At 72.9% G+C, this 14,527-nt stretch carries 13 protein-coding genes; 5 read left to right on the top strand and 8 right to left on the bottom strand.

The genetic code is table 11. From position 1 onward, the window contains the following. Nucleotides 1-190 precede the first annotated feature (190 nt). Nucleotides 191-1,354, bottom strand: coding sequence for a methyltransferase domain-containing protein (locus tag AB0D99_RS04870; protein WP_362356964.1), 1,164 nt, complete (start codon nucleotides 1,352-1,354; stop codon nucleotides 191-193). Nucleotides 1,355-1,927: 573 nt separating this feature from the next. Here AB0D99_RS04870 and AB0D99_RS04865 point away from each other — a divergent pair. From AB0D99_RS04865 to AB0D99_RS04855, 3 genes are all read left to right on the top strand, one after another. Next, entirely contained in the window at nucleotides 1,928-2,563 is a 636-nt protein-coding gene (locus AB0D99_RS04865) for a molybdopterin-dependent oxidoreductase (RefSeq protein WP_362356962.1), read from the top strand. Beyond that, nucleotides 2,550-3,788 (top strand): Dyp-type peroxidase, encoded by a 1,239-nt coding sequence (locus AB0D99_RS04860; RefSeq protein ID WP_362356960.1) that lies wholly within the window; start codon nucleotides 2,550-2,552, stop codon nucleotides 3,786-3,788. Before AB0D99_RS04865 ends, AB0D99_RS04860 begins: the two co-directional genes overlap by 14 nt. Nucleotides 3,789-4,115: 327 nt before the next feature. Beyond that, a complete protein-coding gene (locus AB0D99_RS04855) occupies nucleotides 4,116-4,535 on the top strand; it encodes a TOBE domain-containing protein (protein ID WP_362356957.1) in 420 nt (139 codons plus the stop codon). Nucleotides 4,536-4,610: 75 nt separating this feature from the next. On the opposite strand, the gene AB0D99_RS04850 is transcribed toward AB0D99_RS04855, so the two are convergent. The 4 genes from AB0D99_RS04850 to AB0D99_RS04835 form a co-directional block, all read right to left on the bottom strand. After that, nucleotides 4,611-5,279: a pyridoxal 5'-phosphate synthase gene (locus tag AB0D99_RS04850; RefSeq protein ID WP_362356955.1), complete on the bottom strand. Its 669-nt coding sequence runs from the start codon at nucleotides 5,277-5,279 to the stop codon at nucleotides 4,611-4,613. Between the two features lie 37 nt (nucleotides 5,280-5,316). After that, nucleotides 5,317-7,251 (bottom strand): ABC transporter permease, encoded by a 1,935-nt coding sequence (locus AB0D99_RS04845; RefSeq protein WP_362356953.1) that lies wholly within the window; start codon nucleotides 7,249-7,251, stop codon nucleotides 5,317-5,319. 92 nt (nucleotides 7,252-7,343) lie between these two features. Then, complete coding sequence (gene modA, locus AB0D99_RS04840; RefSeq protein ID WP_362356951.1) at nucleotides 7,344-8,153, bottom strand: molybdate ABC transporter substrate-binding protein; 810 nt, start codon at nucleotides 8,151-8,153, stop codon at nucleotides 7,344-7,346. Nucleotides 8,154-8,243: 90 nt separating this feature from the next. Continuing rightward, the gene (locus tag AB0D99_RS04835; protein ID WP_362356949.1) at nucleotides 8,244-8,633 is read right to left on the bottom strand and encodes a helix-turn-helix transcriptional regulator; all 390 of its coding nucleotides are present in this window, start codon (nucleotides 8,631-8,633) and stop codon (nucleotides 8,244-8,246) included. Nucleotides 8,634-8,924: 291 nt separating this feature from the next. Here AB0D99_RS04835 and AB0D99_RS04830 point away from each other — a divergent pair, with 291 nt between their 5' ends. Then, a complete protein-coding gene (locus tag AB0D99_RS04830) occupies nucleotides 8,925-10,454 on the top strand; it encodes a helix-turn-helix domain-containing protein (protein WP_362356947.1) in 1,530 nt (509 codons plus the stop codon). Nucleotides 10,455-10,553: 99 nt separating this feature from the next. On the opposite strand, the gene AB0D99_RS04825 is transcribed toward AB0D99_RS04830, so the two are convergent. Then, entirely contained in the window at nucleotides 10,554-10,865 is a 312-nt protein-coding gene (locus AB0D99_RS04825) for a cupin domain-containing protein (RefSeq protein ID WP_362356945.1), read from the bottom strand. Between the two features lie 314 nt (nucleotides 10,866-11,179). On the opposite strand from AB0D99_RS04825, the gene AB0D99_RS04820 reads away from it, so the two are divergent. Beyond that, complete coding sequence (locus AB0D99_RS04820) at nucleotides 11,180-11,674, top strand: VTT domain-containing protein (protein WP_362356943.1); 495 nt, start codon at nucleotides 11,180-11,182, stop codon at nucleotides 11,672-11,674. Between the two features lie 78 nt (nucleotides 11,675-11,752). Here the strand turns inward: AB0D99_RS04820 and AB0D99_RS04815 are convergent, their stop codons facing one another. Both AB0D99_RS04815 and AB0D99_RS04810 read right to left on the bottom strand, forming a co-directional pair. Continuing rightward, a complete protein-coding gene (locus AB0D99_RS04815) occupies nucleotides 11,753-12,952 on the bottom strand; it encodes a M20 family metallopeptidase (protein ID WP_362356941.1) in 1,200 nt (399 codons plus the stop codon). Further along, complete coding sequence (locus AB0D99_RS04810; protein WP_362356939.1) at nucleotides 12,949-14,394, bottom strand: MFS transporter; 1,446 nt, start codon at nucleotides 14,392-14,394, stop codon at nucleotides 12,949-12,951. The genes AB0D99_RS04815 and AB0D99_RS04810 overlap by 4 nt, the downstream gene beginning before the upstream one ends. Between the last annotated feature and the right edge of the window lie 133 nt (nucleotides 14,395-14,527).

Below are 14,527 nucleotides of genomic sequence, written 5' to 3'. Positions count from 1 at the left end.
GCGGACGGAAGGCTGACGCGTGGCGGCCCGATCGGCCGCTCCGGCGACGACGGCCGCACCAACCATCCTGCATATGCGGTCCACTTCTCGCAATCAGCTCGCTGATGCTTGGTTGATCACCTCATTCAGTGCGCAAATGTGGCCCTGCTCTTTGGAGGTGCCGACAAGAGCTGTCCGGCAGTGGGCCCGGTCAGGACCGCAGGACGGCGCGCGCGAGGAAGTGGTGAGGGGCGTCCTCGTACTCGTCCACCCTCCAGCCCGTCGCCTCCAGGGCGGGGCGGAGGTTGCTCTCGGCCAGCAGGTCGTCGGGGTCGAGGGGGCGGCCGTGGCGGGCAGCGCGTTCGGCCCGACCGGACGGGTGGAACAGCAGCAGGACGGCGTTCCCCGCGCTGACGCGGGCCCATTCGACGAGCGCCGCGCGCGGATCGGGAAGGTGGTCGAGCAGCCCTGCCGAGAAGATGCCGTGCACGCAACGGCCGGGCAGGGGCAGGAGGTTGCAGTCGGCGGCCAGCAGATGGCCGTGACGGTCCCGGGCATGCCGGGCGGCCGAGGCCAGCATCGCCGGCGTCACGTCGACTCCCAGCACGTGGCCCGCGGCCCCCACGTGGGCCCGCAGTGCCGGCATGGCCCGCCCGGTGCCGCACCCGAGGTCGAGCGCCCGACTGCCCGGCGCCAGTCGCATCCTGGCCACGGCGGCCTCGTAGGCGGGGCCCTGCGAGGTGAACCGCTCCTCCCAGTCGCCCGCCCGGTGGGTGAAGAAGGCCCGGGTGGCGGTGTGTTCGGCCCGCGCGGCGACCAGCGCGGCGAACCGGCGCAGCAGGCGCTCCCCCCAGGCGTCGAGAGGGGTTCCCGTCAGGAACCGCACGCCCCAGGCGCTGACGCCGAGGCGGAACGCCTGCTGCGGGTGCCCGTCGCACACGGCCAGGGTGACGGCTTCGACGGGCGGCGCGAACGGTCCGTCGGCCGGGGGCAGTTCGGGTGGGAGGGGCGAGTCCGCGAAGAGGGGGTCGGTGTCGGCTGCCGGCGTCAGGAGGATTCCGCCGTGCCCAGGTGGTCGCGGGGCGCCGGAGGGCGGGCCGACGGCATCCGCCCCCGCCAGCAGCTCCGTGCCCGGACCGAGTGCCAGTACGGGAACGTCCGCCGCGAGCGCGCCCCGAAGCAGTGCCTGCTCGGCGGTGGCCTCGCGCCGAGGGGCGGCGAGGACGACGATGCCCTCGACACCGCTGAGGTCGGGCGGCCGGGATTCCCCGGCCGGGGGCGGTACGGGTCGGATGGCGAGACCGGCCTCGGCGAGCGCCGTACGGACGGCGGCCGGAGTCTCCGTCGCCGGGTCCCGCACCACGACCACTCCCATGGACTTCTCCTCACATTCGAACCACCTCGGCTGTCTCGGGTGGCATTCGTTGCAAGGATGGTCCCTGTGGGGCGCATGTGCCAGACCGTCTTCGCTGTCCCAGGCGGTGTCATCCCGCCTCCGGCGTGCGCGTGCGGGTGAGGTGAGCCCCTGCGCGCCGACATCGCGGAACGACGCGCAGGGCCCTCCTGGCCGGTTGTCCCGTCGCGGCGAGAGCCACTCCGCCGCGCCGGTCCGGTGCGATCCAGTCAAGCAGCGCCGGCCCTGAGGAGACGACTGGATTCGGCCACAGGGATCGGCGCCGTCGAGCGGCGCGGGTGCGGTGGATCATCCAAGAGCGCCAGGCCGCTCGGCGGGGCGCGGGTGCCAGGCGGGAGCGAGAAGGCGTGCCGCTCTCGCGGTTCCGATGTGGCTTCCTCCGACGGACGTCGGCGCGGTGTGGAGGATGCGCAGAATCCTCTACGCCCGCCCTGACAGATGCCACTCTGTCGATATCTTTCAGCGGGTATTCGCCAACTGAATCGACCTGTCGAGGGTGCAGATGTGATGCCCTCAGACGGGAGGGGGTCTGTCATGCATCGTCGCGTCTCGCTGACCGCTGCCGCCGTGGCCGCGGTCCTTGTCGTCCCGACGCTCTCCGGGTGCGCCGGTGACACGTCCGGCTCGGCCTCCGGCGCGAAGCCGCAGGCGTCCGCCGGCGTCGCATCGAGCACTCCCGCGACCGCGGCGCCGATCAAGCCGGGCGAGGTGCGCGTCGCGGGCCAGGTGGACAAGCCGTACACGGTGACGCTCGCCGACCTGCGTTCTCGCCCACAGGTATCCGTCCAGGTGCGGTACACCAGCGCCAAGGGCCCGCAGCAGCACACGTATCAGGGTGTCCTGCTGCACGACGTGCTCAAGGACGCGCAGCCGCGCTTCGACGAGTCGAAGAAGAACGGGCAGCTCCGAGGCGTGGTCGCGGCGACCGGCGGCGGCGACTACCGGGCGGTCCTCGGCTGGGCCGAGCTCGACCCGGGATTCGCCAAGTCCCGCGTCCTGCTGGCTGTTTCGGAGGACGGCAAGCCGTTCGACGACACGGCGGGCCCGCGCCTCGTCGTGCCGCAGGACTCGCGCGGCGGCCGCTACGTGTCCGAGCTGAACCAGCTCTGGGTCGGCACGGTGGACACCCTCGTCGACGGCGCGGCCGGATCCTCCCGTGCCGGGAACTGACCCCGAACGGCCTCCCGCGTCCGAAGCCCGCCCGGATCCCCAGGGGCGGGTTTCACGCCGCGCGCTGTTCGGCACCGCCGCCGGCGGACTCGCGGCCCTCGCGGGAGGCGTCGCGGCCGCCACCACCCTGGGAGACGGCGACGAGTCGCCCTCCGGGGCCATTCCCTTCCACGGCCCTCACCAGGCCGGGATCCTGACACCCCGCCAGAGGCACGTCCGCATGGCCGCGTTCGACCTCCGTACCCACACGGATCGTGGCCGGGCCTCGGCCCTGCTCCTGCGCTGGACAGCGGCGGCCGAGCGGTTGACCAGGGGCGAGGTGCCGGACCCCCGTCGCGAGCCCCCCGGGTCGAGGGCGGCCGAGACCGGGGTGCTCACCGGGACCGCCCCGGCCCGCCTCACCCTGACCTTCGGCCTCGGCCCCGGCTTCTTCGACCGGCCCGGACTGACGGAGGCCAGGCCCGACGCCCTCGCACCGCTCCCCGCCTTTCCCGACGACCGGTTGAACCCCGCGCACTGCGACGGCCACCTGCTCGTCCAGATCGGCTCCGACGACGCCTTCGTCACCACGCACGTCCTACGGACCCTGCAGCGCCTCGCGCACGGCGAGGCACGGCTGCGCTGGACGATGACCGGATTCACGGCAGCGGACGGACGACGCAACCTCATGGGGCAGATCGACGGCACCAACAACCCCGATCCGCGGCGCGCCCTCCTCGCCGGGCCGGACGTTCCGCCGTGGCTCAGGGGAGGCTCGTACGTCGTCATCCGACGCATCCGGATGCTCCTCGACCACTGGGACACCCTCCCCCCGGCCCACCGTGAACAGGCCCTCGGCAGGCGCGCGGTCGACGGCGCCCCGCTGACCGGCGGCACCGAGCGCACACCCGTGGACCTCGCGGCGGTCCGCCCCGACGGCGTGCCGGTGATCGCCGCCAACGCCCACGTCCGGCTGGCCGCTCCGGCCGACGACCGCGCCGCCGTCATGTTCCGCCGCAGCTGGTCGTACCACGACGGCCTCCGGCCGGACGGCACCCCGGACGCCGGCCTGCTCTTCACCGCCTGGCAGCAGGACCCCCGCACCGCCTTCGTTCCCGTCCAGCGACGACTGGCCCGAGGAGACGCGCTCTCCCGGTACCTGGTGCACGAGGCTTCCGCCGTCTTCGCGGTACCCGGGGGCGTACGTCCGGGCGGCTATCCGGCCCAGGAACTCCTGGAAGGCTGACACCGTTCTCGTGTTTGAGACGTGCATCCTGAATCAGGGCCGCATATGCGGCGACGGATTCGGGGGATCTCCCCATCTGCAATTCGTCGCATCATTGCCGCAGGTGAGAGGGGGTTCCGTGGGGACATTCCTCCCGGTCCGGGGATTGATCGTCTGTCAGGCCGGGGGGCAAGAGTTCCGGGTGGAATGCGCGAGGGCATGGCGCCCATTCGGCTGGTGGATGCGACGCGAGTTGCGAAAGGTATTTCCCCTTCCGGTAGCGTCGGTCATGACGCAGGTCACAGAAGTGACGACTGTTCGTTTCCGGCTTTGTGAGGCGTGTTCTCCATGACCCTGTCCATTCGCAACCAGCTCCCCGGCACCGTCACCGCCGTCACCGCCGGTGAGGCCATGGCGTCCGTGAAGGTGCGCCTGGCCGGCGGCCAGGACATCACCGCCGCCATCACCGCCGACGCCGTCAAGGACCTGGGTCTGACCGAGGGCTCCGCGGTCAAGGCGCTGGTGAAGTCGACCGAGGTCGCCCTCGCGACCGGCCACGTCGACGGCATCTCCATCCGGAACCAGCTCGCCGGATCCGTGACCGACGTGTCGACCGGCGGCGCCATGGGTTCCGTGAAGGTGTCCGTCGACGGCGGCGAACTGACCGCCGCCATCACCAAGGACGCCGTCGAGGACCTCGGCCTCGCGGCCGGCGCCTCCGTCGTCGCGCTGATCAAGTCGACCGAGATCTCCCTCGCCTCCGCCTGATCACCCCTGTGCTGCATGAGGGCCGCGCTCCGTCAGGGGAGCGTGGCCCTTCCGCGCAGGGGCGCGAGCCGGAAGTCAGGACCAGAGCTGTCGCCGCTGCCAGCCCGTCCCTTCCTTCTCGTACCGGAGCCGGACGTGGACGCGGGTCGCAGCGGCCTGCCAGAACTCGACGACGTCCGGCAGGACCGTGTACAAGGTCCAGGCGGGATCGACGAGTTCCGGCTCCGCCTCGATCCGGGCCAGGCTGTTCCGCAGGGCCCGGTCACGTGAGTCCGGGTCGGCGAGGTAGCGGCTCTGCCTGCCCAGCAGGGCCTCGGCTCTCGCAGTGGCGGAGCGGGCGAGGAAGTCGGCCGCCGACCGTTCGGCAGGCTCCGGCCGGACCGCGCCGCGCACCCGGACCTGACGGCCGAACTCCGCCCAGTAGAAGGTGAGCGCGGCGCGCGGAGCGCCGCTGAGCTGGACACCCTTGGGGCTGGCGGAGTGTCCCGCGAACCGGAAGCCCTCGGGGCCGACGTCCTTCAGGATCAGCACGCGGGAGTCGGGATCCCCGGCCTCGTCCACGGTGGACAGCGTCATGGCATGCGGGTCGGGGACTCCCGCCTCGACCGCGTCGGTCAGCCATGTGAGGAACAACTCCGAGGGCTCGGCCGGGGCCCGGTCCGTGGCGAACGCGGGCATCGGCCGGGAGAACACCTCGATGCCCCGCAACCACGCGCGCACGGTGGAGGCGTCGCTCTCCGTCATGTCGTTCTCCCCTCTCCGAACGGCTGCCATGAGGGAATCAGAGGGTCACGACCGTGGCCTCGGTGGCCTTGACGCTGGTCCAGACGGACACGCCGTCGGCGAGGCCGAGTTCGGCCGCGGCCTGCGGGGTGATCTCGGCGACCAGATCGGGCGCCTCGTCCGAGGTGACGAGCACGCGCAGCCGGCTGCCGCTCGCCGTGATCTCCCGGACCGTGCCGGGCCAGACGTTACGGGGGCTGCCGGCCGGCTTCTCGCGGTGGACGGCGACCGCCTCGGGCGCGACGATCGCGAGCGCCGGAGTGCCGGCCGGCGGCGGATCGGCGGCGACCAGGACACCACCGCCGTCGAGCACGAGGCCCTCCGGCGTGGCCGTGCCCGGCCAGGCGTTGCGTCCGAGCATCCGGGCCACCCACGGGGATCGGGGGTGGCGCGTGACCTCGGCGGGGGCGGCGTCCTGGAGGGCGCGCCCCTCGTCGAGCACCAGCACGCGGTCGGCGAGGGAGACCGCCTCGACGGGGTCATGGGTGACGATCAGACAGACGCCGGCGAATCCCGCGAGGTGCGTGCGCAGGGTGTGCCGTACGTGGGCACGCGTGGTCTGGTCGAGCGCGGCGAGCGGCTCGTCGAGTACGAGGAGCCGCGGCCGGGCCGCCAGGGCACGGGCCAGGGCGACGCGTCCGGCCTGTCCGCCGGAGAGCTGCGTCGGCCTGCGGTGCGCCAGGTGGCCGACCCCGAGCCGGTCGAGCCAACTCCGGGCCTCACGGCGGGCCTCGGCGCGGGAGACGCCCTGCGCGCGCAGTCCGTACGCGGTGTTGGCGAGCGCGGTCAGGTGCGGGAACAGGGCGCCGTCCTGCGGCACCCACGCGACCCGCCTCCGGTGCGGCGGCAGGTCGGTGACGTCGATGGAGCCGAGCGTGAGCTCGGCGTGGGCGCGGGGGGTGAGGCCGAGGAGGGCGCGCAGCAGAGTGGTCTTGCCGGCACCGTTCGGTCCGACGACGGCGATGGTGGTGCCGGGTTCGGCGTCCAGCGTGAGGCGGGTGAAGCCGGTGACCTCGGCGTGCAGGGACCAGCGTTCTCCGGAGGCCGCTGGTGCGGGAACGTCGGCCGTCGGCTCCGCCACGATCGGGTCCGTGCCGACGTCGGGAGCGGTACGGCGGGGCCGGTCGGCCGGAGTGCCGGTCCATCGTCCGCGCAGGGCGATCAGCACGCCCATGGCGATGGCGAGGAGGAGCAGGGAGACGGAGGTGGCGGCCTCGGGTTCGTCCTGGAGGAGGAGGTAGACCTGCAGCGGCAGGGTCTGGGTGGTGCCGGGAAGGTTCCCGGCGAAGGTGATCGTGGCGCCGAACTCACCGAGCGCCCGCGCCCAGGTGAGGGCGGCGCCCGCGATGACGCCGGGAGCCACCATCGGGAGCGTGACGGTGAAGAACACCCGCACCGGTGAGGCGCCGAGGGAGGCGGCGGTCTCCTCGTACCGGGGCCGCAGTCCGCCGAGTGCCCCCTCCAGGCTGATGACGAGGAAGGGCATGGCGACGAAGGTCGCCGCGATCACGGCGCCCGAGGTGTGGAAGGGCAGCGTGATGCCGAAGGTGTCCTCCAGCCACGGGCCGAGGAGCCCGCGGCGGCCGAAGGCGAGCAGCAGGGCGACACCGCCGACCGTGGGCGGCAGCACCATCGGCAGCAGGACGAGCGAGCGGACGAACGCCTTGCCGGGGAAGGGAACCCGGGCCAGCAGCCAGGCCAGCGGCACCCCGAGCAGCAGCGAGAGACCCAGCGCCCAGAACGAGACGACGAGCGACAGCTTCAGCGCCTCGACGGTCCCCGGCGAGCTGAGGTGGTCGCCGAGTTCGCCCCACTCCGTCCGTACGAGGATGCCCAGCAGGGGCAGGGCCAGGAAGGCCACGGCCGCCAGCGCGGGCAGCGCCAGGGCGAGGGGCGGACGGGCGCGGGACGTGCGTACGCCTGCTCGTTTCATCGATGACCCCGAAGAGATGAGACAAAGGGAGGAGGGGCTGCCCGTTCCCCCGATACGGGCAGTCCCCCACGATCTGAGCGATCCCGGATCCGCTACGGCTTCTGGAAACCGGCGTCCTGGAGGATCTTCTGCCCCTCGGGCGAGGAGAGCCAGGCCACGAACGCCGCGGCGGCCTCGGCGTTCTTCGAGTCCTTGAGGGTCGCGGCGGGGTACTGGGCGATCGCGTTCTGGGCGTCGGGGATCTCGACGGCGTCGACCTTGTCCTTGGCGCTCTCGGCGTCGGTCTTGTAGACGAGGCCGGCGTCTGCCTCGCCGAGTTCGACCTTGCTGAGCACGGCGCGCACGTTGGGCTCCTGCGAGACCGGCTTCACCGTGATCTTCTGGGCGTCGAGGATCTGCTTGCTGTACTTGCCGGCGGGCACCTCGGGAGCCGCGAGGACCACCTTGAGCTTGGTGTCCGCGAGATCCTTCAGGTCGTCGACCTTGTGGGGGTTGCCCTCGCCGGTGGCGACGACCAGCCGGTTCTTCGCGATGATCGCCGGGGTGCCCGTGTCGGCCTTCACCTTGTCCATGCTCTTGGTGTCGGCGGTGACCAGGACGTCCGCGGGGGAGCCCTGGGAGACCTGGGCGACGAGCTCCTGCGAGCCGGCGAAGGAGAAGGTGATCTTCGTGCCCGGGTGGGCCTTCTCGTACGCGGCGCCAGCGGTCTTGAACACGTTCGTGAGGGAGGAGGCGGCGAGCACCGTGAGGTCGGCCTTGGGGGCGGCACTCGCGGAGCCGGAGGCCGTGGACCCGCCGGTGGCCTTCGTGGTGTCGTCGTCGCCGCAGGCGGCGAGCGGGACGAGCAGGGCCGCGGTGAGGGCGGCAGCGGCGGCACGTCGTCTGGTGAAGGTGAGCGACATGGGGATCTGAACTCCTTGGGGACGAGCGGAAAGTGCGGAAGGGGAGGCCGGTCGCGCCGACGGCCGAGGTCTCTCGGTACTGCGTGAGGGTCAGGTGCGGTCGATGTGCACGCTGGTCGACTTCACGCGGGCGGTGGCCTGCATGCCGACTTCCAGTCCCAGTTCCTCCACGGCCTCACGGGTGAGGAGGGAGACCAGCCGGTGCGGCCCGGCCTGGATCGTCACCTGGGCCGCGATGTCACCGAACTTGATCGCGGTGACGATTCCGGGGAACGCGTTGCGCGCCGATGTGTACGACGCGTCCTCGTCCTCACCCTGCGCGAGCTCGGCGGAGAACGCGGCGAGGGACGTGCCGTCGATCACGCGCCGGCCGCTCTCGTCGCGGTGGGTGGCGACCCGGCCCGCGTCCGCCCAGCGCCGCGCGGTGTCGGGGCTCACGCCCAGCAACCGTGCGGCCTGACCGATGGTGTAGGACTGCATGTGCGACACCGTAGGGCGCCTGGGCTCTCATCTGCAACAAGACCGTGCGACCCTCCATCGCGGATGAGAGTGGGCTTGGAGAAAGAGACGAAGGAGGAGCTCCGGTGTCTCATCCGTCGGACACGGCGGGGTGCGCGGCAGGCGTCGGAGCAGGCGGCGGTGACCCCGCACAGGACTCCAGGGGCTCGCGTCGCCGGAAGGGCGTCCTTCGCATCTGCGATGCTAGGGCTCACACTCGCTTAGTGAATGTGAGACACGGACCCCGGTCCGTGCGTACGCAGGGAGTCCCACATGCAGGTCGATCATCTTCTCCGCCTCGACCGCCTCGACCTCTCGCTGGTCTGGGGGGACGAGACGCTCCTGGGCCAGGAGATCGGCGGCGTCACGGCGACGGACCTGGAGGACCCGGCCCGTTTCCTGCAGCCGGGCGAGATCGTGCTCAGCGGGCTCGTGTGGTGGGGGCGCGAGGACGGTCCCGCCAAGGCCGAGCGGTTCGTGTCCGCCCTGCGCGAGGCGGGCGCGGTGGCGCTGCTCGCCGGAGAGGAGACGCACGGCGAGGTGCCGCGGGAGGTGGCGGCCTCCTGCCGGAAGCACCGGATCGCGCTGCTCGCCGTCCCGGCGCACACGACCTTCCGGGCCATCACCGAGGCCGTCTACCTCCGTCAGTGGGGTGAGCTCAGCCGGCGCCCCACGGACCACTTCGCGTTGCCGGAGAACGTCCGGGTGGAACTCGACCGCGCCCTGGAGCGCGGGGCCCCGGCGTGTGAACTGCTCGACCGGGCCTTCGCCTTCCTCGGCGTTCCCGAATGCCACCTCCTCACCGGCAGCGGCCGTACGATCGCCCGGACCGGCACCGCGCCCGAACTCCCGGCGGAGCGGGCGGCGCAGGCGCTGCGGGACCGGCGGGGCACGATCGTGCGCGTCGACGCCGACGACACCGTCTTCGACGCCTGGCACCTGTATCTGCCGGAGGACGGCCAGGTGCCACCGCGGATCCTGCACGAGATAGCCGAGACGCTCGGCAGGCACCGCAGGCGACAGGACCAGCAGAAGGCGGCGCGCAGACAGGCCCACGAAGAACTCGTGAAGCGGGTGGGCGCGGGGCAGGGCGAGGTGAACGGCCTGGAGGACGCGCTCCGTTCGTGCGGGCTCGCGGTCCCCGCCACGTACACGGTGGTGGTCGCCGCACTGGCGAAGGCCGAGGAACGGGGCGACTCGGCCGCGGCGCTCACGGAGGCGCTGAGCCATCAGCGCGTGGCCGCGTTCGCCGTCGCCGAACGCCCGGAGGGCGAGGCCGTCGCGGTGCTGGCGCACGAGCCGGACCCGGGTTTCGACGTACGGGCGCGGCTCGGCGAGGTGTGGCCGTTGCTCCATGCCCGTCGGCCCGGCACCGCCCTGCATGCCGGTGTCAGCGACCCCGTCGGCAACCCCGCGGGGCTCTCCGACGCCCTCGCCCAGGCACGCTACGCCCTCGCCGGGGCCCGTACGACCACGCCGTCGACGGCGCGGGTCGCGGGCCTCGTGGACCTCGCCGACCTCGAGACGCTCCTGGCCGGAGTCCCCGCCCATGTGCGCGGGGTCTACCTGGACACGGTCCTCGGCCCGCTGCTGCGAGCGGACCAGGGTTCACGGGCCATGCTGCTGGAGACCCTGAAGGTCTTCCTCGACCACAACTGCTCGTGGGCCAGGACGGCCGAGGCCCTGCACCTGCACGTCAACACGGTCCACTACCGCGTCGAGCGCATCGAGCGCCTCACGGGCCGGGACCTGTCCCGCCTCGACCACCGACTCGACGTGCGCGCGGCGCTGATGTGCCGCTGACCGCCCGGTCCGTCGGGGGTGATCGCGACGCACACCGACCTCACCGGGCGGTGACCACGGCACCGCCGTCGAGCCCCGGCTCCTCCACGGCCCCGCGCGTCACGGGCGACGCCGGAGGGCGGCCGGCTCCTTCAGCTCGGTCTCGACGAAGGCCAGCGGGGCGGTGCCGGCGTTGACGACCTCGTGTTCGCCGCCGGCCGGGCGGGCGTACGACTCACCCGCCCGCAGCTGCGAGGGCGTGACGGTGCCGTCGGGGGCGATCGCCTCGATCCGCCCGTCGGTGACGGGTACGACGACGTAGTCGTATTCGTGCACGTGGCGGCCGGTGCTCTCCCCGGGCGCGAAGTCCCACCGGGTCACGCGTACCCGCTCGTCCTCGTGCTGCAGGGTCGCGCGTGCGGTGGTCGTCATGGGTGTCTCCACTTCTCCGATCGGCGCATCCCGTACGTCCGAGGGATGCGGCCATGTCCCAGGTGGCAGGCTAGCCGCAGGGTGGTGTCGTCTCGGTGTCCGGCGCCGTACGCTCGACGTACGCGCGTTCGGTTAACCTGACCTCGCCGGGCGGGCGCCGCCCTGGTGGAACGCAGGGGACGGAACGGGCAGGGGCAGATCTCAGGTGAGAGACGGAGACCGGGCGTGTGCCCGTCGGGAGCCCGCGGGGAAGGGCCTGTCGAAGGGGGCGGCGCGCGACGCCTGTCCCGGCCCGGTCCACGGAGCGAGGCACCGTGGATGACGTCGCGCTCACAGCCGCCGCCCTGTACGTCATCGTTCTCCTGCGGGCCGGCGGGACCTTCGCCGTCGGATGGCTCGCCGGCGCGGGGGCCAGGCGCAGCAGGTTCTCCGAACGGATGTCCACGGCGAAGTTCCAGCGTGTGGAGCGGGCCATCCAGCGGTGGGGCGCGCCGGTGGTGGCCGTCTCCTTCCTGACCGTCGGTTTCCAGACCGCCGCCAACTTCCTCGCCGGCAGCATGCGCATGCCCCTGTCGCGCTATCTCCCCGCGCTGTTCGTGGGCGGAGCGGCCTGGGCGCTGGTGTACGCGACCGTCGGGCTCGGAGTCCTCGACGTGCTGGCGGGACTCTTCGCCGAGCGGCCGGTACTCGCGGTGGCCGCCGTCGTCGCCCTCCTCCTCGCGGTGTGCGGTGGGGTGGCGTACCGGCGGCGCAGGGCCGCCAGGTCCCCCCGCGTCGCCGACACCGGCGCCGCCGCCGAGGAGTCCTGAGCCCGGTCGCCGCCACCCGGCCCACGGCGCGGGGCCTCGACGTCGCCCCTTCGAGGACGGGCCCGTCGACGACGGACCTCAGCGCTCCGCTCGGTGCGCGCCGGCCGTGCCCCGGGCGGCCCGGCGCGCGAGCAGGGAGGCGCGGTGGGCGTCGTCGGTGGCGAGGTCGACGGCGGTCCACGCCATCGCCAGGCCGCCCTCCAGGAGCGCCAGGTCGGCCTGGGGCGTGGTGCCGTACCGGGTGAACTCCGGGTTGTGCATGATCGTGTCCCCGCAGTCGTAGCCGATCATGGGGTGGATGGTGGGCACGAGGTGCGAGACGTTGCCCATGTCCGTCGATCCGCCGCGCAGGGTGGGGTCGACGTCCTGGACGGCCCGACCGAGATCCCGGGCGGCCGACAGATAGCCGCGGGCGATGGCGAGGTCCTGGCGCAGGTCGGCGTAGTCGTTGCCGACGGCCTCCAGCGCGAGTTCGGCCCCCGTGGCCAGCGCGCCGGCCTCGAAGCAGGCACGGACGCGGTCCTGCAGCGCCCGCAGCTCCTCCAGGGTGCCGGCCCGGCAGTCGTAGTCGGCGGTGACCCGGTCGGGGATGACGTTGGCGGCGTCTCCGCCGTGGGTGACCACACCGGAGACCACCGCCCCCGGCAGCATCTGCTGGCGGTGGGCGGCGATCGCGACCTGAGCGATCATCATCGCGTCGGCCGCGTTGATCCCGCGCTCGGGCATCGCCGCGGCGTGGGCCGCGCGGCCGGTGTAGCCGACCTTCCAGCTGCCGATGGCCTGGGAGGTCATGCCCACGGCGTCCTGCGGGGCGGCGTGGACCATCATCGCCGCCGCCACGTCGTCGAAGGCGCCGGCCCGCAGCATGTCCACCTTCCCGCCCCCGGACTCCTCGGCGGGGGTGCCCAGGAGCTTGACGGTGATGCCGAGGTCGTCGGCGTACGGGGCGAGGGCGAGAGCGGCGGCCACCGCGGCGGCGCCGTTGACGTTGTGCCCGCAGGCGTGGCCGATGCCGGGCAGGGCGTCGTACTCGGCGCAGACGCCGATGACCAGGTCCCCGCTGCCCGCGGTCGCACGAAACGCGGTGGGCAGTCCGTACGCGCCGCGCTCGGTGTCGAAACCGGCGGCCTCCACGAGGTCGGCGATGCGCCGGGCCGACCGGTGCTCCTCGTAGGCGAGTTCGGGGTCCGCGTGCAGGGCGTGGCTGAGGTCGCGGAGGTCGTCCCGGCGGGCTTCGAGGACGGCGCGGGTCCGGTCGCGCAGGGTGGCGGTGGTCATGCGTGGTCCTTCTCGGGCTGATGCGTGCGGTAGAGCAGGGCGAGTGCGGCGCCGGCGATGGAGACGACCGCGCACAGCGTCCACGAGGTGGTGTAGGCGCCGAGCGCGGGCAGCGGCCGGCCGACGGGGGTGTGGTGGGCGAAGACCGTGAGAACGGCCGCGGCGCCGAGGGAACCGCCCACGTTGATCAGCAGCTCGTTGATGCCGGACCCGACGGCGGTGCGGTCGTGCGGGACGGACTCGACCGCGAGGGTGCGGGTGGAGTGCTGCATGAAACCGGTGCCGAGACCGGCCACCGCCGTGCCGGCGAGGAAGCCGGTCAGGTCCGTGTGGCACAGGGCGGAGACGACGTATCCGAGGGCCATCAGGAGGCAGCCGCAGACGAGCGTGAGCCGGTCGGAGAGGACACGGGCGACCGCGGGGGCGGCGAGCGCGCCCCCGGCGAGGGCCAGCAGGTTGGGCAGCATGGCCAGGGCGATGGCGAAGGGGTCGAGGCCGGGGCCGTAACCGTCGGAGGCGGTGCTGGTGCCGAGGAAGACGGGGTTGGCGACCTGGAGGCCCAGCATGCAGAAGGTGAAGGTGAGCGTCACGAGGGAGACCACGGCGACGTTGCGGCGACGGAACATCCGCACGTCGATCATCGGGTCCTCCGTCCTCAGCTCGACGCGGACCCAGATCGCCGTCACGACCGCGCCGCCGATCAGGCACCCCAGCGTGCGCGGGGAGCCCCACTCCCAGCCCGGGGTGCCGCCGAGACCGAGGCCGAGCATCACGGCGAGCAGCCCGACGCAGAGCAGGATGCCGCCCGCCCAGTCGATCCGGCCGCCCGGCCGGTGGTCCGACTCCGGCAGCAGGCGCCAGCTGACGGCGAGGGCGATCGAGGTGGCGACGGCGGGCACCCACAGGGCTGCGGTCGGGCTGTCGACCGACCGCGCCACCAGGCCGCTGCTCACGAGGCCGAGGGTCAGACCGCCGACGAGCGCGGCGACCATCACGCTGATGCCCCTGCGACTCTCGGCGTCCTGCCCGGAGCGGTTGCGCAGGATGCCGACGAGCAGCGGGAAGAAGCCGGCGAAGGCGCCCTGGAGGATCTGTCCGGCGAGCAGCGTCGAGAAGTCGCGGGAGACGCCGACCAGGACGGAGCCCAGCAGCACGATCGCGAGGTTCCAGCGCAGCGTCCTGCGGTGGCCGTACAGGTCTCCCATGCGCGAGAGCACGGGGGTGAAGGCGACGCTGGAGAGCAGATTGGCGATGCTGATCCAGTTCAGATCCGCCGCCGACACCTTCAGGGTGTCCGTGAGGCCGCGCAGGATCGGGGAGAGGAAGCCCTGGGTGATGCCGCTGGAGAGCTCCACCAGCATCACGGAGGCGAGCACGGCGGCCGCCGGCGTGGGGCGTATCGCCGATCTCGGGGAGGCCGGGGGTGCAGCGGTGTCCGTCATACGTACCACCAGGGGGGAAGGAGTGGGCCCTCGCGGGCGGGCAGAAAGGGAGGCGGCGGAGAGCCGGCCGGTCGGAGCAGTCCGTCCGAGCCGTCGGGCGACGCGATCCGCACCACAATGTGGCCAACGCCCA

This window comes from Streptomyces sp. NPDC047971, assembly GCF_040653355.1.
Lineage (GTDB): Bacteria > Actinomycetota > Actinomycetes > Streptomycetales > Streptomycetaceae > Streptomyces.
Note: the sequence above shows the minus strand (reverse complement) of the source record. Positions and strands in the feature narration are given on the sequence as shown.